The sequence below is a fragment of the Saccharopolyspora pogona genome, assembly GCF_014697215.1.
Lineage (GTDB): Bacteria > Actinomycetota > Actinomycetes > Mycobacteriales > Pseudonocardiaceae > Saccharopolyspora > Saccharopolyspora hattusasensis.
Genome location: NZ_CP031142.1, coordinates 7,343,856 through 7,366,576 on the forward strand (window position 1 = coordinate 7,343,856; position 22,721 = coordinate 7,366,576).

Genomic DNA, 22,721 nt, shown 5'->3' on the forward strand with positions numbered 1-22,721 from the left:
GTCCGGCTCGCACCGTCCGCAACCGCGTAGGCGTTCTCCCACGCCTTGTCGAATCGGATTCTGGTCACGTCAGCACCCCGTCGATCTGCGCTTTTTGATAGAAGGACAGACCTGGTGCGTTGCCGGCAGGTGTTGATCGACGCGGGCAGCGTCTATGTGTTTGCCGTCCGCATAGCGCTCCGCCACATCCCACCGGAGGAGGGGGTTTCCCTGCGCCATGGCGTGGTGAAAAACGTTGCCGCTTCGGCCACCGGAGACTACTGATCTCATCCCACAAGGTGGGAAGATGCCCGTACTTGGGACCAGCGTGCGTTCTGGGATGGTCCGGATGGTTGGGGCGGTTATGGCTGTCAACATACCCGCCCGGATAGCCGGTCAGGATGGCCTTCAGTCCGCATTCGGTAGCGACGCCCGCTAAGTGGTCGGCATTGGGCAGGCGCTGCTCTTCCCACAGTAGTTGCGCGTCCCGGTAGTGCCGCTGCGCAGCCGCTGTGTAGTTGGTACTCGATGCAGGCTCGGCCATGATCGAGAGCGTACTGACTCGATGTAACCGTGCGCATGCACATCGTCAGGAAGGCAAAGGCAAACGGCGCCCACCTCCGGGGAGGCGGGCGCCGTCGGTGTTCACCGGGTCAGCGGCGACGGAACATCAGGGCTCGCTTGACCTCTTGGATCGCCTTCGTGACCTGGATGCCTCGCGGGCAGGCATCCGTGCAGTTGAAGGTCGTGCGGCACCGCCACACGCCGTCGACGTCGTTGAGGATGTCGAGCCGCTCCTCGGCGCCCTCGTCACGGCTGTCGAAGATGAACCGGTGCGCGTTGACGATCGCCGCCGGGCCGAAGTAGTTGCCGTCCGACCAGTACACCGGGCACGACGTGGTGCACGCCGCGCACAGGATGCACTTGGTGGTGTCGTCGAACCGGGCCCGCTCGGCGACCGACTGGATGCGCTCCCGGGTCGGCTCGTTGCCGGTGGTCATCAGGTACGGCTTGACCGACCGGTAGGCCTCGAAGAACGGCTCCATGTCGACCAGCAGGTCCTTCTCGACCGTCAGGCCCTTGATCGGCTCGATGGTCAGCGTGGTCTCGCCGCCCTTGGGCAGCAGGTCCTTCATCAGCACCTTGCAGGCCAGCCGGTTGACCCCGTTGATGCGCATCGCGTCGGAGCCGCACACGCCGTGCGCGCAGGACCGGCGGAAGGTCAGCGTGCCGTCGACGTACCACTTGATGTAGTGCAGCAGGTTCAGCACGCGGTCCGACGGCAGCGCCGGGACCCGGTAGGACTCCCAGTGCAGGTCCTCGTCGACCTCCGGGTTGTACCGCAGGATCTTGACGGTGACCATCGTGGCGCCGTCCGGGATCGGCGGGGCGTCACCCGGAAGATCGGTCGTGTCGTTATTCGTGGTAGCGGCGGTCATCAGTACTTACGCTCCATCGGCTGGTACCGGGTGACGACGACGGGCTTGTAGTCCAGACGGATGTCGGCCTGGAAACCGGTCAACCCGAGCGGCGCGTTCGGGTCCTCCTGGTCGGGCAACACCTTGTACTGCATGCTGTGCCGCATGAAGTTGACGTCGTCCCGGGCGGTGTAGTCCTCGCGGGCGTGGCCGCCGCGGGACTCCTTGCGGGCCAGCGCGGCGTTGACCAGCGACTCGGCCAGGTCGAGCAGGAAGCCCAGCTCGATGGCCTCCAGCAGGTCGGAGTTGTACCGCTTGCCCTTGTCGTGCACGGAGATCCGGCCGTAGCGTTCCTTGAGCGCCTGCACGTCCGACAGCGCCGTCTTGAGGGTCTCCTCGGTGCGGTACACCGATGCGTTGGCGTCCATCGTCTGCTGCAGCTCGGTGCGGATCGTGGCGACCCGCTCGCCGCCGTGCGCGGTGCGCAGGTGGTCGACCATGCCCTGCACGAGCTTGGTCGGCTCCTCCGGCAGCTCCACGTGGTCGTGGTTGAGCGCGTACTCGGCGGCGGCGACGCCCGACCGGCGGCCGAACACGTTGATGTCCAGCAGCGAGTTGGTGCCCAGCCGGTTCGAGCCGTGCACGGAGACGCAGGCGCACTCGCCGGCCGCGTACAGGCCAGGGATGGTGTTGTCGTTGTCCCGCAGCACCTCGCCGACGATGTTGGTCGGGATGCCGCCCATCGCGTAGTGCGCGGTCGGGTAGACCGGCACCGGCTCCTTGGTGGGTTCCACGCCCAGGTAGGTGCGGGAGAACTCCATGATGTCCGGGAGCTTCGCTTCGAGCAGGTCCTCGCCGAGGTGCGTCACGTCCAGCAGCACGTAGTCCTTGTTCGGACCCGCGCCGCGGCCTTCCAGCACCTCCAGGGCCATCGACCGGGCGACGATGTCGCGCGGCGCCAGGTCCTTGATCGTCGGGGCGTAGCGCTCCATGAACCGCTCGCCCTCGGCGTTGCGCAGGATGCCGCCCTCGCCGCGGACGCCCTCGGTGATCAGGATGCCCAGGCCGGCCAGGCCGGTCGGGTGGAACTGGTAGAACTCCATGTCCTCCAGCGGCAGGCCCTTGCGGTAGATGATGCCCATGCCATCACCGGTGAGGGTGTGCGCGTTCGAGGTGGTCTTGAAGACCTTGCCGAAGCCGCCGGTGGCGAAGATGACCGACTTGGCCTGGAAGACGTGGATCTCGCCGGTGGCCAGCTCGTAGGCGATCGCACCGGAGCAGACCTGCTGGCCGTCCGGGCCGTCGCTGAGCATGATGTCCAGGACGTAGAACTCGTTGTAGAACTCCACGCCGTGCTTGACGCAGTTCTGGTAGAGCGTCTGCAGGATCATGTGGCCGGTGCGGTCCGCGGCGTAGCAGGCGCGGCGGACCGGGGCCTTGCCGTGGTCGCGGGTGTGGCCGCCGAACCGGCGCTGGTCGATCTTGCCTTCCGGGGTCCGGTTGAACGGCAGCCCCATCTTCTCCAGGTCCAGGACCGCGTCGATGGCTTCCTTCGCCATGATCTCGGCGGCGTCCTGGTCGACCAGGTAGTCACCGCCCTTGATGGTGTCGAAGGTGTGCCACTCCCAGTTGTCCTCTTCGACGTTGGCCAACGCCGCGCACATGCCGCCCTGGGCGGCGCCGGTGTGCGAACGGGTGGGGTAGAGCTTGGTCAGCACGGCAGTGCGGGCGCGTTGCCCGGATTCGATCGCGGCGCGCATCCCGGCGCCGCCGGCGCCGACGATGACCACGTCGTACTTGTGGAATTGCATGGTCGCCTCCTCGGGCTGTGGCGGGACCCGCGGATGGGGCGTCGATCTCGCCACGCTGTGGTCGTCTGCGGCGCTAGCCGATGTTCGGGTCGAAGGTGAAGATCACGAAGGTGCCTAGACCCACGGTCAGCAAGACCGAGACGTACAGCAGCATCTTCAGCCAGAAGCGTGTGCCGTCTTTTCGGGAGTAGTCGTTGATGACGGTGCGGAGTCCGTTACCGCCATGCAGACCCGCCAGCCACAGCATGGTGAGGTCCCAGAACTGCCAGAACGGAGAGGCCCAGCGGCCCGCGACGAACGCGAAGTTGATCTTGTGGACGCCGCCGTCCAGGAACAGCATGATCAGCAGATGCCCGAGCACCAGGAACAGCAGCACCACACCGGACAGCCGCATGAACAACCAGCTGTAGAGCTCGAAGTTGTTGCGGCGCGCGGCGGGGCGCGACGAGGTGCGCGGCTTCTCCACGGAAAGCGGTGCGTCGGTGACGGTCATTTGCTCAACCCCCGAAAACTTCCGTGACTGCGCGGCTGATCAGACTGATCGCGGCCGGGATGATCAACACCAGCCAGAGGGCCACGACCGTCCACAGCATCGGCTTCTGGTACTTCGTGCCCTTGGCCCAGAAGTCGACCAGCATGACCCGGATGCCGTTGAAGGCGTGGAACAGCACAGCCGCCAGCAGCCCCAGCTCGAACAGGATCATCACCGGGTGCTTGTAGGTTTCGATGACCGTGTCGTAGGCGTTCGGCGAAACCCGGACCAGGGCGGTGTCCAGGACGTGTACGAACAAGAAGAAGAAGGTGAGTACGCCCGTGATTCGGTGGGCGACCCACGACCACATGCCCAGATCGCCGCGGTAGAGGCGCCCCTTGGCGCGCGGTGCGGTGGCGCGCTGCGGTACCTCTGCCGCGGAGGCGGTGGTGCTGGCCATGGTGGAAGGCCTCCAACCTCGCTGGTGGACTGACGGCCCCGTTCGGGAACAAGGGGCGACCGGCCCCGAGTTGCAGTTGGTCCCAATTGGTATTGGGTGCACGCCCGTCACCGGCCACGAACTGGGGCCTTGACGCAAGGGATGCTAGACCCGACTAAACGCCCGGGCCTACTCGCCTGCGCTCTCTGTGATCGACCAGACAAGAGTCCCGCCTCGGTTGATCGATGTAGAAATCATTTCGTGACACGCGAGCAATGCCCAAGCAGCAGCGTCAAGACTTAATTTCGAGAGCCACGTCACCGAATGGCGTGCGCCGCGCCCTGGAAGAACAATTCACCAGGAGGCACACCTTCGTGTGGAGTTCGTCCGAGCCGCGGGCTTCCGGCAAGCCGGAACCGCAGGCGAATGGGCCGCGGCGGGACCAACAGGAAAGGGGAACGGCATGCGGCGAACGCCGATATGGGGAAGGCGCTCGGGTGCCGGAGGACCGCGCCGCAACGGCGCGGCGGTGGTCGCAGTGCTGCTCACCGGCGCGTTGGCGCTGGCGGGATGTGCGAAGGACAGCGGGGGTGGGGGAAATAACAATGCCCAGGGCCAGGGGTGCCGGCTGAGCGCGCCTCCAGCCGGGGCCGCACCGACCACTCCGGCCGCCGAGCAGCAGCCCGCACCGCAGACGCCCGCGATGCGGGTGGGGCTCGCCTTCGACATCGGTGGGCGCGGCGATGCCTCGTTCAACGACGCCTCGGTCGCCGGGCTGGACCGGGCGAAGTCGCAGATGGGCTTCACCGACGTCAAGGAGCTCGACGCGGGGGCCGGTGAGCCAGAGGACGCCAAGCAGACCCGGCTGCGGCAGCTGGCGCGCGAGGGCTACAACCCGGTGATCGCGGTCGGCTACGCCTACGCGGACGCGCTCAAGCTCGTCGCCCCGGAGTTCCCGGGCACCAAGTTCGCGATCATCGATGAGGACGTGCAGGGGATCCCGAACGTCACGTCGCTGGTGTTCGCCGAGGAACAGGGCTCGTTCCTGGTCGGCGTGATCGCGGCGCACAAGTCGAAGAACTGCCACATCGGCTTCGTCGGCGGGGTCAATACCCCGCTGATCCAGAAGTTCGAGGCCGGGTACATGGCGGGTGCCAAGGCGGCCGCGCCGGACATCAAGATCGAGCGCAAGTACCTGACGCCGGCCGGTGACTTCAGCGGCTTCCAGGACCCCAACAAGGGTTCCGAGGTCGCGACCGGCCAGCTGGAGGCGGGCGCCGACGTGCTCTACCACGCGGCGGGCGCCTCCGGTAAGGGAGTGTTCTCGTCGGTGAAGTCCGCGAACGCGCTGGCGATCGGGGTCGACTCCGACCAGTACAACCAGCCGACGGTCGCGGAGTACAAGGACGTGATCATCAGCTCCATGCTCAAGCGGGTGGACCTCGCGGTGTACGACTACATCGCGGCGGTCGCGCGCAACGACCTGGGCTCGATGCCGAAGAAGTTCGACCTGTCCATCGACGGCGTGGGCTACTCCACGTCCGGCGGCAAGGTCACCGACCTGATGCCCGCGGTGGACGCCTACAAGGCGGCCATCGCACGCGGCGAGATCAAGGTTTCCGGCAAGCCGTGACCCGCCAGGTGAGGGGCATCTCCGGCCGAGCCGATCGGCTGGAGATGCCCCTCCCGCTCAACTCGACCGAGTGGCGGGTTCGCGCCAAGATCGTCACGGTTGTGCCGAAACCGTCCATTGTTGAGCGTCCAGCTGGTTCGCTGCCCGTGCCGACGTCCCACGGAGCCCCATGAACACCTCCACTGAGCCGGATTCCGGCGGCCGACCCGGCGCAACCGGGTCCCTGGCCGTCGAGCTGACCGGCATCACCAAGACCTTCCCCGGCGTGGTCGCCAACTCCGACGTGAACCTCTCGGTGCGAACCGGCGAGGTGCACGCGTTGTGCGGCGAGAACGGGGCCGGCAAGTCCACCCTGATGAAGATCCTCTACGGGATGCAGGCTCCGGACTCCGGCACGATCCGCGTGCGCGGCGAGGAAGTCCGCTTCCGCACGCCGGCCGAGGCGATCCGCGCCGGTATCGGCATGGTGCACCAGCACTTCATGCTCGCCGACAACCTCACCGTGCTCGAGAACATCGTCCTCGGCGCCGAAGACGGGCACGGCATCGGCGCGAAGGCCCGCCGGCGGGTGCTCGGGCTCGCTGAGCAGGCCGGGTTCGAAATGCGCCCGGATGTGCTGGTCGAGCGGCTGGGCGTGGCCGACCGGCAGCGGGTGGAGATCCTCAAAGTCCTGTACCGGGGTGCCCGCATCATCATTCTCGACGAGCCGACCGCGGTGCTGGTCCCGCAGGAGGTGGACGAGTTGTTCGCCACCCTGCGCACCATGCGTGAACAGGGCTTCACGTTCCTGTTCATCTCGCACAAGCTCGACGAGGTGCGGGCCATCGCCGACACCATCACGGTCCTGCGGCGCGGCACCACGGTCGGCACCGTCCCGGCCGCGGAGATCACCAGCCGCCGGCTCGCCGAGATGATGGTGGGCAGCGAGTTGCCGGTGCCCGAGCACGGCGAGTCAACTGTGCGCGATCGCGACGTGCTCGTCGTCACCGGCCTGTCCGCATCGGAACAGGACCGGACGCTGCTCGCCGACATCGACCTGACGGTGCGGGCCGGTGAGGTCGTCGGCATCGCCGGTGTCGAGGGCAACGGCCAGACCGAGCTCGTCGAGGCGATCATGGGCATGCGGCCGGTCACCACCGGCCGGGTCTCGCTCGGCGACCGCGACCTGACCGGGCTGTCGACGCTGGCGCGCCGCGAAGCGGGCATCGGCTACGTGCCGGAGGACCGGCACCGGCAGGGCCTGCTGCTGGACGAATCGTTGTGGATCAACAGGATCCTCGGCCACCAGACCCGCCGGCCAACGGCCCACGGGATCTGGCTGGACCGGGCGGGCGCGAAGGCCGACACCCAGCGGATCATCGAGGAGTTCGACGTCCGCACCCCCGGCATCGACGTGGACGCGGCCGCGCTGTCCGGCGGCAACCAGCAGAAGCTCGTGGTCGGCCGGGAGCTCTCCGGCGACCCGGCACTGCTCATCGCCGCGCACCCGACACGTGGCGTGGACGTCGGTGCGCAGGCGGGCATCTGGGGCCATCTGCGTGCCGCCCGGTCGGCGGGCCTCGCGGTCCTGCTGATCTCGGCCGACCTCGACGAGCTGATCGGCCTTTCCGACACCATCCGGGTGATGTTCCGGGGGCAGTTGGTCGCGACGGCCGACCCGCGCTCGGTGACCCCGGAAGAACTCGGCGCGGCGATGACCGGTGCAGGGGAGGCGGCATGAACACCTGGTGGGCGCGGCTGCTGCCGCCAGCGCTGGCGATCGTCTTCTCGGCGGTGCTGTGCAGCGTGGTGCTGCTGGTCTCCGGCGCGGACCCGCTGTCGACGCTGGCGGAGATGATCGCGCAGGTCGGCCGCGGCACGACCTCCGTGGACATCGTCAACACGGCGGGGGCGTACTACCTGGTGGCGATCGCGGCCGCGATCGGATTCCAGATGAACCTGCTGAACATCGGCATCGAGGGCCAGTGCCGGCTGGCCGCCTGCGTCGCGGCGATCGTCGGCGGCGCGGTGAGCCTGCCGTTCGGGCTGCACGCGGCGCTGGTCGTGGTGGTTGGCGCGGTCACCGGCGCGCTGTGGTGCGGGATCGCGGCGGTGCTCAAGGTCTACCGCGGGGTGTCCGAGGTGATCTCCACGATCATGCTCAACACCCTGTCCATCGGCGTAATCGCCTTCCTGGTGCGGACGTTCGGCGAGATGCGCGGTAACACCCAGGGCACGGAGATCATCCCAGGCAGCGGCCTGGTGCCCGGGATTCCGCTGGGTGGCGCGGGCACGGTGTTCGGACTGGTGCTGCTGGCGGTGCTGGTCGGCATCGGGTACGCGGTGCTCATCGACCGCACCCGCTACGGCTTCGAACTGCGCGCCTCCGGCCTGTCGCCGACGGCAGCCGTGGCCGGCGGGGTGAACTCCAAGCGCATGATCATGTCCGCGATGCTGCTCTCCGGTGCCATCGCGGGCCTGGCCGGGCTGCCGGAGATCCTCGGCCGGGACCACACCTTCATGATCAACTTTCCGACCGGCTACGGCTTCGCGGGGCTGGCCATCGCCCTGCTGGGCCGCAACCACCCGATCGGCGTCGCTTTCGGCGCGCTGCTGTGGTCCTTCCTGGACAAGAGTTCGCTGACGCTGGACAACATCGGCGTGCCCAAGGAGATCGTGACGATCCTGCAGGGCGCGATCGTGCTGTCGGTCGTCGTCGCGTACGAGTTGGTGCGCCGCCGCGAACTCGCCGCCGAGCAGCGCCGGGTCGGGCGCGCGCTGGGCACCGCGGCCACCCCGGCCGCCGCCGGAACCGGAGGTGAGCGGGCATGACCGCGGTCGTGACCAAATCGGCACCGGCGGACCGGAAAACCGGCCTCGGCCGCCGGATGCCCGGCTGGGCCCGCGTCCTGCTGTGGGTGGCGGTCGGTTTCCTGGCGGTGTCGATCACCTCGTACCAGACCGGCGTACCCCAGCTGACCTCGTCCGGCACCGTGCAGGCGGCGGTGCGGCTGGGCCTCCCGATCCTGCTGGCCGCCCTAGGCGGGTTGTGGGCGGAGCGCTCCGGGGTCATCAACATCGGCCTGGAAGGCATGATGATCCTGGGCACCTGGGGTGGTGCCTGGGCCGGCTACCAGTGGGGGCCGCTGGCCGGGCTCGTCGCCGCTGCGGTGTTCGGCGCCCTCGGCGGTCTCGTGCACGCGGTGGCGACGGTGACCTTCGGGGTGAACCACATCGTGTCCGGTGTGGCGATCAACCTGCTCGGCGCGGGCACCGCGAAGTACCTGTCGACGCTGCTGTTCGAGCCGATCTCGCGGAACCCGCGGGAGTCGCCGCGGGTGCCGAAGTTCGACACCTACTCGATGCAGCCGGTGGCCGGCTGGCTGCAGCAGCTGGAGGACCTGCAGCGGGTCGGCGTCTCCGACGCGGCGGGCATCCTCGGCGGCCTGGTCTCCGGAGTCTCGCCGCTGACCATGCTGGCCTACCTGCTGGTTCCGGTGAGCTATCTGGTCCTGTGGCGCTCGCCGTTCGGGCTGCGGCTGCGGTCCTGCGGCGAGAACCCGGTCGCGGCGGAGTCGCTGGGTGTGAACGTCTACCGCTACAAGTACATCGCTGTGATCATCTCTGGTGCGCTGGCCGGGCTTGGCGGCGCAGCGCTGATCCTCAACCCGGGTCAGGCGGGCTACCTCGAGGGCCAGACCAACAACCGGGGCTATATCGGCCTGGCGGCGATGATCTTCGGCAACTGGCGGCCGGGCGGGCTGCTCGGCGGCGCGGCGCTGTTCGGCTACTCCGACGGCCTGCAGCTGCGCAGCGGCGAGACCAGCGTGCACGCGCTGTTCTACGGTGCGACGCTGCTGCTGGTGGTGGTCACGGCCGTGCAGGTGTGGCGGCGCAGCTGGTTCGCAGCCGGCCTCTCGCTGGTCGCAGCCGCGGTGATGTACGCGGTGTACTGGTACACCGACTCGCTGCCCGAGGAACTCACCGCCTACACCCCGCACCTGGTGACGCTGGTGGTGCTCGCGGCGGCATCGCAACGACTAAGACCACCAGAGGCGAACGGTCTGCAGTACCGCAGAGGCGAGGACTAGATGACGTCCACTGTGGACTGGAAGGCGCTGCGTGCCGCGGCGGTGGAAGCCGCGGCGCTGGCGTACTGCCCGTATTCGAAGTTGCAGGTCGGAGCGGCGGCGCTGTGCGACGACGGTCGAGTGGTGACCGGCTGCAACGTGGAGAACGGCTCCTTCGGCCTCACGCTGTGCGCGGAGTGCACCATGGTGGGCCAACTGCGTCTGACCGGCGGAGGCCGGTTCGTGGCGGTGGCCTGCCGAAGCGGAACGGGTGACCTGCTGATGCCGTGCGGCCGCTGCCGCCAACTCCTCTTCGAACTGGGCGGCCCGGACTGCCTGGTCGACACCCCGCGCGGCGTGCTGCCGATGCGCGAGGTCCTCCCCGACGCCTTCGTGTTCTAGGCGGCCGTTGCTCAAGCCGTGTATTGTGCGCATGAGAGCTCGGCACCGTGGGTGTCGGGCGAGTCACTAGGCCAGGTGCTTCCCGGGGCAGACCGGGACCCTGGCCTAACGCATGCCCAGAGGCTATTTCAGCAGTCGATCGCCAAGTCGATCTGGTAAAGCCGGGTGTCCTGGAGCTTGCGGCAGCCCTCCGATCCTTCCTTGCTGGACCGGACCGCACCAGCCACGATGTCCGCCGCCCAGAGCAGGGCCTCGCGACTTCCCGGCAGATGTTCGATTTGGAAGACAGCTCCCTTGGGGAGTTCCTAGCGGGTCCCACGCACGGTTGCAACGTCTCGTTCGTTGAGCGTCCGCGAGCGGCCCTCCATCAACAGGCGATCGACTCCGTAGCTGTGCAGCTCACGCACCAGCTCTGCGAGGCATAGGGCACGGGCGCGTTCCTGTCGTCGCCCGGGCACGGGGCTTCCGGCCACGACGATGTGAAATCCTTCGAGCTCGGCCACCGTCTTTGCCGCGTTGTGCTTCTCCTGCGAAGTCATCTCGTTCCAGTGCAGCTTGTCGCGTTGCGGCTGCCGCGCAGGTCGTACATCGCCGTCCTAGCCGGATCGCGCGTGGCAGCCTCGAAAACCATCGCAGCGAGGATGTAGTACCCGCCAACTTCGGCTTCTTGGAACGACTCGTCGGCGAAGGCTTGGTTGTCTCGGGGAGGATCACTCGGCGAGCCTAGCGTTTCGGGAATGTGCTCCGACTGGACGTCGAAATCCACATTGCGCACGGGTAAGTTGTGAAATCTTGGTCGTGCGCACCAACTTTCATGAAGATCACCTGTTTGGGGTGTATCTGTTGATGGGGTTCGTTTCTCTATATAGGCGGAGGATTCCTACGGGCTGTGGAGGTGGCGAAGGTGCATTCCGCGATTGACGTGATCCGCGCGAAGCGCGACGGGCAGCGGCTCAGCGACGAGCAGATCGACTGGGTGATCGACGCGTACACCCGGGGCGAGGTCGCCGACGAGCAGATGGCGGCGTTGGCGATGGCGGTGCTGCTGCGCGGCATGACCCCGGCGGAGACGGCTCACTGGACGGCGGCGATGGTCGCCTCCGGCGAAACGTTGGTGCTGGGCGGGGTTCGAAGGCCCACTGTGGACAAGCACTCCACCGGCGGCGTCGGCGACAAGATCACGCTGCCGCTGACTCCGCTGGTCGCCGCCTGCGGCGCGGCGGTGCCGCAGCTTTCCGGGCGCGGGCTCGGCCATACCGGCGGCACTCTGGACAAGCTGGAGTCGATACCGGGTTGGCGGGCCCGGTTGTCGGCCGACGAGATCCGGGCCCGGCTCGACGAGGTGGGCGCGGTGGTGTGCGCGGCGACGGAGGGGCTGGCCCCGGCCGACCGCAAGCTCTACGCGCTGCGCGATGTGACGGGCACGGTCGAATCGGTTCCGCTGATCGCCAGCTCGATCATGAGCAAGAAGATCGCCGAGGGCGTGCAGTCGCTGGTGCTGGACGTCAAGTGCGGTTCGGGCGCGTTCATGAAGGACCTGGACCAGGCGCGGGAGCTGGCCGCCGCGCTGGTGGACATCGGCACCGCCAACGGTCTGCGCACGAGCGCGCTGATCACCGACATGTCGGTTCCGCTGGGCCGCGCGGTCGGCAATGCGCTGGAAGTGGCCGAGGCCGTGGAGGTGCTGCGCGGCGGCGGGCCGGCGGACGTGGTGGAGCTGACGCTGGACCTGGCCCGCGAAATGCTCGACCACGCGGGCTTGTCCGATGTGGACCCGGCCGAGGCGTTGGCCGACGGGCGGGCGTACGACTCGTGGTGCCGGATGATCAAGGCCCAGGACGGCGACCCCGAAGCAGCGTTGCCGCGCGCCGAGCACGTCGAAGTCGTGACCGCGCCGGAGACCGGGACGCTGGCGAAGCTCGACGCGTACGCGGTCGGGGTTGCGGCCTGGCGCCTCGGGGCGGGGCGGGCCCGCAAGGAGGACGACGTCCAGCACGCCGCAGGCGTGCTGTGCCTGGCGAAGCCGGGTGAGCGCGTGACGGCGGGCCAGCCGCTGCTGGAACTGCACACCGACCGGCCGGAAACCATTGCCGGGGCCCAAGATGCGTTGGTGGGCGCATACGAGATCAGCGGCGCCGACGAGGTGTCGACGCCGCTGATCCTGGATCGGGTGGCCGCGGGCCACGTATCGACCGAGCCACCCTGATCGGGCGGCCCGGTCGCGCGGGCTTCTCAGGCGCTTTCGGCGGTGAAGTCGTCTTCGCCGTCTGCGGTGAGGGCCTTGTCGGTGTCGCGCTTCGCGCTCTTGGACCGGCCTCGGCGCTGCTGCCGGGGCAGGGTGGTGGGCGGCGGCGGGGCGGACGGCGCGCTGCCGCCGAGGATCAGCTCCGCGAACGTCGCCATCGCCTCGTCGAGCTGACCGGCGTGCCGCCGCTCGCTCTCCTCGTTGGCCTCGCGGACCAGGGCGCCCAGCGCGTCGCTGTCGGGACGCGAGGACAGCGTGCCGGACAGCTGCGACAGGTTCTTCGACAGCGTGCCGCCGAGCTCGCCGAGGCCGTGCTTGACGCCCTCTTCGACGTTGTCCAGGCGGCTGGTGAAGCCCTGCTCGACGTTGTCGATCCGGGTGTTGACGTTGTCGTCGACCTGGGTGAGGTGACCGGAGACCTGGTCCAGCCGGTTGGTGAGCTGCTCCAGCCGCTCGGCCAGCTTGTCCAGCCGGTCGGTCGGGTCCACGGCGGGACGCGCGGCGAGCTGGTCGAGCTTGGCGTCCAGCTGATCGCGGGTGCCGGAGACCGCTTCGGCGAGCGTGTTCTGGGCGTTGGCGGTGGAGTCGGTGACCGCGCGCTGCAGCGCCTCGCGGGTGCCGTCGAGGTGCTCGTGCACGCCTTCGTCGATCTCGGCGAAGCGGCCGCGCAGGCTGGTATCCAGCGAGTCGATGCGCTCGCGCACCGGGCCGTGCACCGCCGACGGCAGTGCCTCCAGCCGGCCGTCCTGCTTGTCGAGGTGCAGGCCGAGCTCATCGAGGCGCTTGTGGATGTGGCCGAGCTTGTCCTCCAGGCCGTCCATGCGGCCGGAGACGCCGTCCATCCGGCCCGCCACGCCGTCCAGTCGCCCGTCCAGCTGCGCGAACGGCTTGGCGAGCTTGTCCACCAGGCCGTCGACGGCGCTCTTCAGGTCGACGAGCGCGCCGTCGTGTCCTTCCAGCTTGGCCAGTGCCTCGTCGAGTCGTTCGGCGAGCACGCTGACCTCGGTGCGGTCGGGCAGCTCGGACAGGCGTTTCCGCACGGAGCCCAGCGACTCCAGCGGCGACAGCCGGGCGTGGATTTCGTCCAGGGCGTCGAAAATCTGCTGCTGCTCGCTCTCGCGGATCTCAGCCGCACGCGTGAGCATGTTGCGCATGCGGTCGAACGACATGTTCTCGGTCACGGCTAGGGGCGTCCTTCGTCGAGGGGGGTGAGGACTCCAGGAGCCTAGCTAGTCGGTTCCCGCGTTCCCAGGCACCCCCCGATACATAGCGTGATCGCCAAGACGTTCTTGACTCCGATCGGTCCCGTTTTATTAGGCCAAAAAGTCCAATAGAGGTGCCGCTGAATGATGCAAGAGTCGTGATTGCGTCCATCTGGGTGAGTTTTTAGGGGCGGCCGTCCGGTTGAACGTGGCCGGAAAGCCGGGCGTATCCGGGGTTGCTTCCGCCTGTCCGTTGGTAGCTGTGCGTGAGGTCTTCGTCGGCGCGCTGTAACGTGGCTGCATGTCGACTCCGGTGAACCTGGACACGATCCGGCTGGTGCCGAAGGTGCTGCTGCACGACCACCTCGACGGCGGCCTGCAGCCGCAGACCGTCATCGATCTCGCACGGGCGGCGGGATACTCCGGCCTGCCCCACGAGGACGCCGATGAGTTGGGAAGATGGTTCGCTGCGGCGGCTGATTCGGGGTCGCTGGAACGCTATCTGGAGACTTTCTCGCACACCGTCGCCGTGATGCAGACGGAGGAGGCGCTGGCCCGGGTCGCCGCCGAGTGCGTCGAGGAACTGGCCGCGGACGGAGTGGTGTACGCGGAGATCCGCTACGCCCCGGAACTGTTCCAGGAACAGGGGCTGACGCTCGACCGGATCGTGGAGGCGGTTCAGGGCGGATTCCGGGATGGCGAACGCCGCGCCGCCGCCGAAGGAAAACGTATCCGAATCGGTACCTTGTTGTGCGCGATGCGGCAGAATGCGCGGTCGGCGGAAATCGCGAACCTCGCGGTCCGGTATCGCGACTCCGAGGTGGTCGGCTTCGACATCGCGGGTCCGGAAGCGGGATTTCCGCCCACCCGGAACCTGGACGCCTTCGAATATCTCCGACAGCAGAACGCGCATTTCACCATTCACGCTGGTGAGGCGTTCGGTCTGCCGTCGATCTGGGAGGCGATCCAGCACTGCGGCGCGGAGCGCCTCGGGCACGGCGTGCGCATCGTCGACGACATCAAGGTCGACGAGGAAGGCTCGGTGCACCTTGGTCGGCTGGCGTCCTACATCCGGGACCGGCGGATCCCGCTGGAGATGTGCCCGTCGTCGAACCTGCAGACCGGGGCCGCCAAGTCGATCGCCGAGCATCCGATCGGTCTGCTGGCGAAGCTGCGCTTCCGGGTCACGGTGAACACGGACAACCGGCTGATGAGCCACTGCTCGATGTCCAGCGAGTTCGCCGCCCTGCACGAGGCGTTCGGCTACGGGTGGGCGGACATGCAGTGGTTCGCAGTGAACGCGATGAAGTCGGCGTTCATCGGCTTCGATGAGCGGCTGGAGATCATCGATGATCTGATCAAGCCGGGCTACGCAGCGTTGCTGGAATGACGTGCGACCGCCGCCGAGCTGGGTGCGCGCGCGGCGGAGGCCGTGGATACTGCCAAGCCTGAATGCGATTCACGATCCGCGCGAGCGCGGCGGCGATGCGTCACCGATGCGTCACCGATGCAAGCGGCATTCAGGGGAAAGATGTTCGCGGGCGACGATCGGATGCTGCTCGACTCGGTCCGGGCCGGATCGGCCGAAGCATTCGGCGAGCTGTACGCGCGGTACCGCACCGCGGCGCACGCAATGGCCAAACAAATTGTCGGAACCCCTGCCGACGCCGAAGACCTGGTTGCGGAAGCGTTCGCAAAGATCCTGGACGTCCTGCGCCGCGGTGGCGGCCCGCACTCCGCGTTCCGCGCCTACCTGCTCACCACGGTGCGGAACCTGGCGATGGCGTTGAACAACCGGGGCCGCCGCGTTCAACTGGCCGCCGAGCTCGACGGCTTCTTCGGGCCCGAGAACCACGTGCAGTTCGTCGATCCCGCGGTGCTGGAGCTGGAGCGCGAGCTGGTGGGGAAGGCGTTCGCCCGGCTGCCGCACCGCTGGCGGCGCGTCCTGTGGTGCATGGAGGCCGAGCGCCTGACGACGGCGGACGTCAGCAGAAAGCTCGGCATCAGCCGCAACAGCGCCGCCGCGCTCGCCTACCGAGCGCGAAAGGCTTGCGGGAGGCCTATTCCCAGGTGTGCGCGGGCGAACCCACCCGCCGCAGACTAGCTAGCGGCACCGGGAGTACTGCTCGCCGAGGCGGCTTGAGACCCGCCGGACCGGGAGCGGGCGGCGATTTCGCGCGAAATCGCCGCCCAGCACACTGAATCCGGTGCGGCTCAGTGCGTGCGGAACCGCTCTTCCAAGGCCTCCACCAGCTTGCGCCACGTCGCGACCTCGGTGTCGAACGGGGCGCTCGGCGGCAGCCGGTTCGGGCTCGGACGCAGCACGAAGGAGACCAGCCAGCCGAGCCGCTCCGAAGGCTGCAACGCGTGTTCGACGCTGTCGTCGCCAGCCCACGTCGCCGCGTCCATCAGTAGTTCCTCGGCAAGGTCCAGCTGGGTCGAGTCCACTTCCGACGGTCCGGCGCCGAGGTCGGCGTCCAGACCGGTCAGCACGTAGGTGTTCTCGGGGTCAACCTCGATCTGCAGCTCGCCCGCGGTGGCCCTCTCCTGGACCTGCGACCAGGTCGCGACCCGGGCCAGGTCGGTGTCCTCGACGGCGGCGTCGTCGGCCAGGAACCGGGCCAGCGCGCGCGGCGAGGGAAACACGTCGATCTTGCCGCCCGTGCCGAGGAAGACCGGGTCGTCGTCGAGGTAGCAGCGCAGCGAGTAGTGCTCGCCGGTGCCAGTGATAATCCGGATCGGGTCGATGCCGACCTCGCCCCAGAAGCCGACCTCGACCTCTTCGATGTCGTCGACCTCGGGCGCTTCGGCGGCGCCGGCCTCTTCCTCGACGTCGGCCTCCAACGCCTCCGCGAGCTCGGTTTCCGCCGTGGCGACCGCGTCGTCCGGCACGTCCGGAGTGGCGACGACGGCGTCGATGGCGTCCAGCAGCTCGTCCCAGCGCTCGACGACGACCTGGCACAGGTCGGTCCAGCGGCGCTGCCCGTCCTTGCCGGAGAATGCGAAGGTGCCCTGGTCGAGCATGGCGAAACCGTCGGCCGCGTCGAGCACGTCGTGCACCGCGTCCAGCTCGCAGACGTCGGCCAGCGAGCGGGCGATCTCGACGATGTCGGCCAGCTCGCTGATGGTCCAGGTGTCCATCGGCTCGGCGACCAGCTCGGGCACGCCGACCAGGTCGTACTGGTGGTCCTCGTCCGGACTCAGTTCGACCGCGGACAGGGCGGGCACCACGTGCCAGGCCGGGTGGTCGTCGAGGTCGTGCTCCTCGGCGGTGCGCACGAACGCCGCCAGGCGCGCGGCATCGGGGAACGCGTAGAGGTCGTCCTCGTGTCCGAGGAATGCCTCCCATTCCTCGCCGTCCTCGCGCCAACGCGGTGCCCACAGTGTGACGACGTCGCCCTGCGGGAGCCCGAGCTCGATGGGGACGATGTCCTGCGCCATCTCTCTACCTCCGGTCACCGAACCAGACCTCGCGGAAGCCTACGGGCTCCGCGTTCACAGCGTGTTCCCCGGTCCGGCTGTCACCGTATCGAGCCCCTCGAAAGCAACGTTCGACGGAACAGTTCGTAACGATCATCACTCGGATGCGCAGCTGTGGCCCAAGCGGAGTTGGGCCCTTCGGCGTAGTGACGGCCCGCACCCGGCGGTCAGGTCCCGGTTGGCGGTACCGGTCTGGCGAGTTCCCGACGATCATGATCGGAATGGATGTCACGGAGCTGTGGACGAAGATCGTGCTCTGGCTGGCGGAGCACGCCCCGGTCACCGCAGCCGCCCTGCGTCCCCCCGAACCGCCCGACCTCGCCGAGCTGGCGGCAGAGTTCGCCGTCGAGCTGCCCGCCGAACTGCGCGAGCTGTGGACGTGCTGCGGTGGCACCGACACCGGTGTGCTGGCCGACGTCCTGCCGCCCTTCTACACGCCCTACAGCGCGGCGCAGGCGCTCCAGTCCTGGCGCGATCACCGCGAGAACTGGACGGCGCAGTGGGAGCGGCCGGCCTGCGACTACTACGCGGGCTCGCCGGGCTCCAGCTTCCACCCGTCGTGGATCCCGATCGCCGGTGATGGTTTCGCTGACGAGCTCGTGGTGGACCTGCGGCCGGGACCGCTGGCGGGCTGCGTGCTGGAGTGGGAGCAGGAGGCGGCCCAGGTGCTGAGGCCGGAGTGGAAGGGCGTCACGTCGATGCTCGCCGACGTCTACCGGGCCCTGACCGAGGGAGTCCCGGCGGGCCACAGCTACCCGACGGTGACCGAGGACGGCCGCCTCGACTGGCAGATCCGCTGATTCGACTCGACCCGGCGACCGGGCGGACGATCATCCAACCCGCGGATCCGATCGCGGGTGCGCGTGGCCTACTAGTGTCACGCGCCGGAAATCCGTGAGATATATCGTGCGAGGGAGTCAAGGATCTCCTCCGCGGTCTTCTTCCAGACGAACGGCTTCGGATCCTCGTTCCAGCCCTTGATCCACTCCCGGACGTCTTTCTCCAGCGCCGCAACGCTTTTGTGGACTCCGCGACGAAGGAGTTGATCGGTGAGGAAGCCAAACCAGCGCTCGACCTGGTTAATCCAGGACGAACCGGTGGGAGTGAAATGCATATGGAAACGCGGATGCCTGGCCAGCCATGCGTTGATGGCGGGCGTCTTGTGAGTGGACAGGTTGTCGCACACCAGATATACGTCCAACTCAGCGGGAACGGTCTTGTCGATGGTGACCAGGAACTTCTTGAACTCCACCGCCCGACGCCGCCGGTGGATCTCGGAGATCACCGTGCCATCGGCGATGTCGAACGCCGCGAACAGACTGGTCACACCGTGGCGGACGTAGTCATGGCTGCGACGTTCCGGCATCCCGGGCATCGCCGGCAGCACCGGCAGCACCGGCTGGGACCGATCCAGCGCCTGCATGCCCGACTTCTCATCCACGCACAACACCACCGCCTTCTCCGGCGGATTGTGGTACAGGCCAACAACATCGACGACCTTCTCCACGAACAACGGATCGCTCGACAGCTTGAACCTGTCGACCAGATGCGGTTTGAGCTCGAACTTGCGCCAGATTCGTCCGATCGTGGATTTGGACAACCCCGACTTCTCCGCCATCGACTTACGCGTCCAGTGCGTCGCGTTCTTCGGCTTCTCTTCCAGCGTCGCGGTGATCACCTCCTCGACCTTGTCCAACAGGATCGAGGGCGGCCGACCCGGCCGAGGCTCGTCGACCAAGCCCTCCAACCGCTTGTCCACGAACCGTCGCCGCCACTTGTTCACAGTGTTCGCCGATACCCGCAGATCAGCGGCGACCTGCTTGTTGGTCATCCCCGGCTCCGCACACGCCAGCACGATCCGCGACCGCAACGCCAGGGCCTGCGACGATCGAGACACAGCAACCATCGTAACGACTTAGCGCGCCAATTTTCGGCGCGACACACTAGGTGTGCGGGGTGGGCAGTCGGATACGTCGGGTTTGTTGGGGGGTGGGGGGCCATGAGCCGACAATGGGAACAAACGAGAAGCCGGTCTTAGTCGCGACCCCGCCACCTGTCCGATGCCCCGCACCACAGGTGCGGGGCATCGCCACATCACGGACACTGTGCGGCTTGCCCACATCACGACGCTTGTTCACATCAGCCGTTACAGTGCGTACAGGTCGATTGGGGCGATTATTTTGATCATGGCTATCAGGTTGCAGGTCCCGCGAGAAGGGCCTGAAGCTTCATAGCCCATTTCCATCGAAATTGCGGACCCCGATCGTCAGGTGCCGACCGGGTGCCAGACCGTTTTGACCTCGGTGAAGGCGCGCAGGCGCTGGAGGTCCGGCTCCCGGGTCCAGTCCGGTTCGCCGCGCACCGGCAGCACGCGCTTGACCGTGTCCGCTGCCGTCTTGGCGAGCTCGGCGCGCAGCTCTTCCGGCGCGCCAGTCGGGTCCAGGGCGTTGACGTCGGCGTGGGCTGCTAGCCAGGGGGCGAGTTCGGCGGCCCGGCCGGTCAGGACGTTGACCACGCCATCGGGCACGTCGGAGGTCGCCAGCACCTCGGCGAAGGTCACGGCGGGCAGCGGCCGGTCCGCGCTGGCGACCACGACGCAGGTGTTTCCGGCCGTGATCACCGGGGCCACCACGCTGATCAGGCCGAGCAGCGAGGAATCCGGGGGCGCGAGCACTCCCACCACGCCGGTCGGTTCCGGGACGCTGAACGAGAAGTACGGCCCCGCAACGGGATTCGCGGCGCCGAGCACCATCGAGATCTTGTCGGTCCAGCCCGCGTACCAGACCATCCGGTCCACGGCATCATCCACAGTGGACCTCGACTGCTTGCGGGACAGGCCCTCCGCGGCGGAGATCTCGGCGGCGAACTGCTCGCGCCGGCCTTCCATCACCTCGGCGATCCGGAACAGCACCTGGCCGCGGTTGTAGGCCGTCGCGCCGGACCAGCCGCCGAACGCCTTGCGCGCGGCGGCGACCGCGTCGCGGACGTCCTTGCGGGACGCGTGCGCGGCGTTGGCCAGGAACGCGCCCTGCCGGTCGTGCACCGGGTACACCCGGCCCGACTCGGAGCGCGGGAACGAACCACCGATGTAGAGCTTGTAGGTCTTGGCCACGGCTAGCCGCTCCGGGGTGCGGTTGTCAGACATCGAGGTACGCCTCCAAACCGGCGCGTCCGCCTTCGCGGCCGAAGCCGGATTCCTGGTAGCCGCCGAACGGGGCGGTCGGATCGAACCGGTTGAAGGTGTTCGCCCACACCACACCGGCCCGCAGCCGCTGCGCCGCCCACAGGATCCGGGACCCCTTCTCGGTCCAGATCCCGGCCGACAGGCCGTAGGGGGTGTTGTTGGCCTTGGCGATGGCCTCCGCCGGGGTGCGGAAGGTCAGCACCGAGAGCACTGGCCCGAAGATCTCCTCGCGGGCGATCCGCATCGACTGCTGGACGTCGGAGAACACCGTGGGGGAGAAGAAGAACCCCTTCTCCGGCAGCGGGCACGGGCTGGTCCAGCGCTGGGCGCCCTCGGCGTCGCCGCTGGCGGCCAGCTCGGTGATCTTGGCCAGCTGCTCGGCGGAGTTGATCGCGCCGACGTCGGTGTTCTTGTCCAGCGGGTCGCCGACCCGCAGCGTCTGGACCCGGACCCGCAGCTTCTCGAGCAGCTCGTCGGCGATCGACTCCTGCACCAGCAGCCGCGAGCCTGCGCAGCAGACGTGGCCCTGGTTGAAGAAAATCCCGTTCACGATGCCCTCGACGGCCTGGTCGAGCGGGGCGTCGTCGAAGACGATGTTCGCGGCCTTGCCGCCGAGCTCCAGCGTCAGCTTCTTGCCGGAACCCGCGACGCTGCGCTGGATCTGCTTGCCGACCTCGGTGGAGCCGGTGAACGCGACCTTGTCGACGCCGGGGTGCGCGACCAGCGCGGCGCCGATGTCACCGGCGCCGGGCAGGATGTTCACCACGCCCGGCGGCAGCCCGGCCTGCTGGCAGATCTCCGCGAACACCAGCGCGGTCAGCGGCGTCGTCTCGGCGGGCTTGAGCACCACGGTGTTGCCGCAGGCCAGCGCCGGGGCGATCTTCCAGGCCAGCATGAGCAGCGGGAAGTTCCACGGGATGACCTGCCCGGCGACGCCGAGCGGCCGCGGGTCGGGCCCGTAGCCGGCGTAGCCGAGCTTGTCGGCCCAGCCGGCGTGGTGGAAGAAGTGCGCCGCGGCGGTCGGGATGTCGGCGTCCCGCGACTCCTTGATCGGCTTGCCGTTGTCCAGCGACTCCAGCACCGCGAGCTGGCGGCCGCGTTCCTGGATCAGCCGGGCGATGCGGAACAGGTACTTCGCGCGTTCCTTGCCCGGCATCGTCGACCAGGTGTCGTCGAAGGCCCGCCGCGCCGCCCGGACCGCTTCGTCCACATCGGACTCCGAAGCGCTGGAGACCTCGGCCAGCGGTTCCTCGGTGGCCGGGTTGATGCTCTTCAGCGGCTCGCCGCCGCCGTCGACGAACTTGCCGTCGACGAACATCCGGTAGCTGGGCTTGAGGTTTGCGATTTCGCGCGACTCCGGCGCCGGTGCGTACTCCCACGGGCTATCGATCATCAGTCCACCGCCACGTAGTCGGGGCCGCTGTAGTGGCCGTCGAGCTGGGTGCGCCGCTGCATCAACAGGTCGCCCAGCAGGCTGGACGCGCCGAATCGGAACAGTTTCGGGGTCAGCCACTCCGGGCCGGCGACCTCGTGCACGGCCACCAGGTAGCGGATCGCGTCCTTGGTGTTGCGGATCCCGCCCGCGGGCTTGACGCCGCGCAGCTGCCCGGTGGAATCCCGCCAGTCGCGGACCACCTGGAGCATCAGGTGCGTCACCGGGAGGGTCGCGGCCGGAGAGACCTTGCCGGTGGAGGTCTTGATGAAGTCCCCGCCCGCGAGCAGCGCGAGCCAGGATGCGCGGCGCACGTTGTCGTAGGTGGCGAGCTCGCCGGTCTCCAGGATGACCTTCAGGTGCGCGTCGCCGCAGGCGGCCTTGACGGCCTGGATCTCCTCGAAGACCTGCCCGTACCGGCCGGCCAGGAACGCGCCGCGGTCGATCACCATGTCGATCTCGTCGGCGCCCGCGGCCACGGCGTACTCCACGTCGGCGAGCTTCACCGCCAGCGCCGAGCGGCCGGACGGGAAGGCCGTCGCGACCGAGGCGACCTGGATGTCGGTGCCGTCGAGGGCCCGGACCGCGGTGGCGGCCATGTCGGAGTAGACGCAGACGGCCGCGACCTGCGGGGTGTCCGGCCGCTCCGGGTCGGGGTGGCGGGCTTTGGCGCACAGCGCGCGGACCTTGCCCTCGGTGTCGGCGCCTTCCAGCGTCGTCAGGTCGATCACTGAGATCGCGGTGTCGATCGCCCAGCGCTTCGCGGCCTTCTTGATGCTCCGCGTCGCGAGGCCGGCGGCCCGCTGCTCCAACCCGACCTGGTCGACGCCGGGTAGGCCGTGCAGGAACCGGCGCAACGACCGGTCGTCCCGGATGGCATCGGCGAGCTCGGACACGGCGAGCTCGGTGAGCTTGGACAGGGGCGGCGACTGTGCCATGCCCGGAGTCTAAGCGCCAACCCCGCACCGCCGCTGC

At 68.3% G+C, this 22,721-nt stretch carries 21 protein-coding genes and 1 pseudogene; 10 read left to right on the forward strand and 12 right to left on the reverse strand.

All coding sequences use genetic code 11. The features are described 5' to 3' along the window. Positions 1-114 precede the first annotated feature (114 nt). Positions 115-264, forward strand: a complete 150-nt coding sequence (locus DL519_RS34570; RefSeq protein ID WP_190821064.1) for a hypothetical protein — start codon at positions 115-117, stop codon at positions 262-264. Between the two features lie 368 nt (positions 265-632). On the opposite strand, the gene DL519_RS34575 is transcribed toward DL519_RS34570, so the two are convergent. The 4 genes from DL519_RS34575 to sdhC form a co-directional block, all read right to left on the reverse strand. Continuing rightward, positions 633-1,418, reverse strand: coding sequence for a succinate dehydrogenase iron-sulfur subunit (locus DL519_RS34575; RefSeq protein WP_190821065.1), 786 nt, complete (start codon positions 1,416-1,418; stop codon positions 633-635). Beyond that, complete coding sequence (sdhA, locus tag DL519_RS34580) at positions 1,418-3,208, reverse strand: succinate dehydrogenase flavoprotein subunit (RefSeq protein ID WP_190821067.1); 1,791 nt, start codon at positions 3,206-3,208, stop codon at positions 1,418-1,420. Before sdhA ends, DL519_RS34575 begins: the two co-directional genes overlap by 1 nt. 73 nt (positions 3,209-3,281) lie before the next feature. Beyond that, positions 3,282-3,701: a succinate dehydrogenase hydrophobic membrane anchor subunit gene (locus DL519_RS34585; RefSeq protein ID WP_168585358.1), complete on the reverse strand. Its 420-nt coding sequence runs from the start codon at positions 3,699-3,701 to the stop codon at positions 3,282-3,284. Between the two features lie 4 nt (positions 3,702-3,705). Further along, the gene (gene sdhC, locus DL519_RS34590) at positions 3,706-4,140 is read right to left on the reverse strand and encodes a succinate dehydrogenase, cytochrome b556 subunit (RefSeq protein ID WP_190821069.1); all 435 of its coding nucleotides are present in this window, start codon (positions 4,138-4,140) and stop codon (positions 3,706-3,708) included. A 442-nt stretch (positions 4,141-4,582) separates the two neighbouring features. Here sdhC and DL519_RS34595 point away from each other — a divergent pair, with 442 nt between their 5' ends. The 5 genes from DL519_RS34595 (at position 4,583) to DL519_RS34615 (ending at position 10,203) form a co-directional block, all read left to right on the forward strand. Continuing rightward, the gene (locus DL519_RS34595) at positions 4,583-5,752 is read left to right on the forward strand and encodes a BMP family lipoprotein (protein ID WP_190821071.1); all 1,170 of its coding nucleotides are present in this window, start codon (positions 4,583-4,585) and stop codon (positions 5,750-5,752) included. Positions 5,753-5,921: 169 nt separating this feature from the next. Continuing rightward, complete coding sequence (locus DL519_RS34600; RefSeq protein WP_190821073.1) at positions 5,922-7,472, forward strand: ABC transporter ATP-binding protein; 1,551 nt, start codon at positions 5,922-5,924, stop codon at positions 7,470-7,472. After that, complete coding sequence (locus tag DL519_RS34605) at positions 7,469-8,563, forward strand: ABC transporter permease (protein WP_190821075.1); 1,095 nt, start codon at positions 7,469-7,471, stop codon at positions 8,561-8,563. The genes DL519_RS34600 and DL519_RS34605 overlap by 4 nt, the downstream gene beginning before the upstream one ends. Then, positions 8,560-9,822 (forward strand): ABC transporter permease, encoded by a 1,263-nt coding sequence (locus DL519_RS34610; RefSeq protein ID WP_190821077.1) that lies wholly within the window; start codon positions 8,560-8,562, stop codon positions 9,820-9,822. Before DL519_RS34605 ends, DL519_RS34610 begins: the two co-directional genes overlap by 4 nt. After that, positions 9,823-10,203 (forward strand): cytidine deaminase, encoded by a 381-nt coding sequence (locus DL519_RS34615; RefSeq protein WP_190821079.1) that lies wholly within the window; start codon positions 9,823-9,825, stop codon positions 10,201-10,203. A gap of 305 nt (positions 10,204-10,508) precedes the next feature. Here DL519_RS34615 and DL519_RS34620 read toward each other — a convergent pair whose 3' ends face one another. Both DL519_RS34620 and DL519_RS34625 read right to left on the reverse strand, forming a co-directional pair. Beyond that, positions 10,509-10,742, reverse strand: coding sequence for a hypothetical protein (locus DL519_RS34620; protein WP_190821081.1), 234 nt, complete (start codon positions 10,740-10,742; stop codon positions 10,509-10,511). Further along, positions 10,739-10,969, reverse strand: a complete 231-nt coding sequence (locus tag DL519_RS34625; RefSeq protein ID WP_190821082.1) for a hypothetical protein — start codon at positions 10,967-10,969, stop codon at positions 10,739-10,741. The genes DL519_RS34620 and DL519_RS34625 overlap by 4 nt, the downstream gene beginning before the upstream one ends. Positions 10,970-11,107: 138 nt before the next feature. On the opposite strand from DL519_RS34625, the gene DL519_RS34630 reads away from it, so the two are divergent. Then, positions 11,108-12,409 carry a thymidine phosphorylase gene (locus DL519_RS34630; protein WP_223839914.1) on the forward strand — a complete coding sequence of 434 codons (1,302 nt, stop codon included), beginning with the start codon at positions 11,108-11,110 and terminating at the stop codon, positions 12,407-12,409. Positions 12,410-12,435: 26 nt separating this feature from the next. Here DL519_RS34630 and DL519_RS34635 read toward each other — a convergent pair whose 3' ends face one another. Continuing rightward, positions 12,436-13,629, reverse strand: coding sequence for a coiled-coil domain-containing protein (locus DL519_RS34635; RefSeq protein ID WP_190821086.1), 1,194 nt, complete (start codon positions 13,627-13,629; stop codon positions 12,436-12,438). A 322-nt stretch (positions 13,630-13,951) separates the two neighbouring features. Here DL519_RS34635 and DL519_RS34640 point away from each other — a divergent pair, with 322 nt between their 5' ends. Together DL519_RS34640 and DL519_RS34645 are read left to right on the forward strand one after the other, a co-directional pair. Further along, positions 13,952-15,040, forward strand: a complete 1,089-nt coding sequence (locus DL519_RS34640) for an adenosine deaminase (RefSeq protein ID WP_190821087.1) — start codon at positions 13,952-13,954, stop codon at positions 15,038-15,040. A gap of 117 nt (positions 15,041-15,157) precedes the next feature. Further along, a complete protein-coding gene (locus DL519_RS34645; protein ID WP_223839915.1) occupies positions 15,158-15,754 on the forward strand; it encodes an RNA polymerase sigma factor in 597 nt (198 codons plus the stop codon). A 110-nt stretch (positions 15,755-15,864) separates the two neighbouring features. Here the strand turns inward: DL519_RS34645 and DL519_RS34650 are convergent, their stop codons facing one another. After that, on the reverse strand, positions 15,865-17,091 hold the full coding sequence (locus tag DL519_RS34650; protein ID WP_190824398.1) for a primosomal protein: 1,227 nt from the start codon (positions 17,089-17,091) through the stop codon (positions 15,865-15,867). Positions 17,092-17,351: 260 nt separating this feature from the next. Here DL519_RS34650 and DL519_RS34655 point away from each other — a divergent pair, with 260 nt between their 5' ends. Next, positions 17,352-17,930 carry an SMI1/KNR4 family protein gene (locus tag DL519_RS34655; protein WP_190821091.1) on the forward strand — a complete coding sequence of 193 codons (579 nt, stop codon included), beginning with the start codon at positions 17,352-17,354 and terminating at the stop codon, positions 17,928-17,930. 77 nt (positions 17,931-18,007) lie between these two features. Here the strand turns inward: DL519_RS34655 and DL519_RS34660 are convergent. The 4 genes and pseudogenes from DL519_RS34660 to deoC all read right to left on the reverse strand — a co-directional run bounded on the left by DL519_RS34660 (position 18,008) and on the right by deoC (position 22,684). Beyond that, a pseudogene (locus DL519_RS34660) lies at positions 18,008-19,131 on the reverse strand (IS630 family transposase). Positions 19,132-19,396: 265 nt separating this feature from the next. Further along, positions 19,397-20,275: an aldehyde dehydrogenase family protein gene (locus DL519_RS34665; RefSeq protein ID WP_190821093.1), complete on the reverse strand. Its 879-nt coding sequence runs from the start codon at positions 20,273-20,275 to the stop codon at positions 19,397-19,399. Then, positions 20,268-21,707 carry an aldehyde dehydrogenase family protein gene (locus tag DL519_RS34670; RefSeq protein WP_190821095.1) on the reverse strand — a complete coding sequence of 480 codons (1,440 nt, stop codon included), beginning with the start codon at positions 21,705-21,707 and terminating at the stop codon, positions 20,268-20,270. Before DL519_RS34670 ends, DL519_RS34665 begins: the two co-directional genes overlap by 8 nt. Then, a complete protein-coding gene (deoC, locus tag DL519_RS34675; protein WP_190821097.1) occupies positions 21,707-22,684 on the reverse strand; it encodes a deoxyribose-phosphate aldolase in 978 nt (325 codons plus the stop codon). The genes DL519_RS34670 and deoC overlap by 1 nt, the downstream gene beginning before the upstream one ends. Positions 22,685-22,721 lie beyond the last annotated feature (37 nt).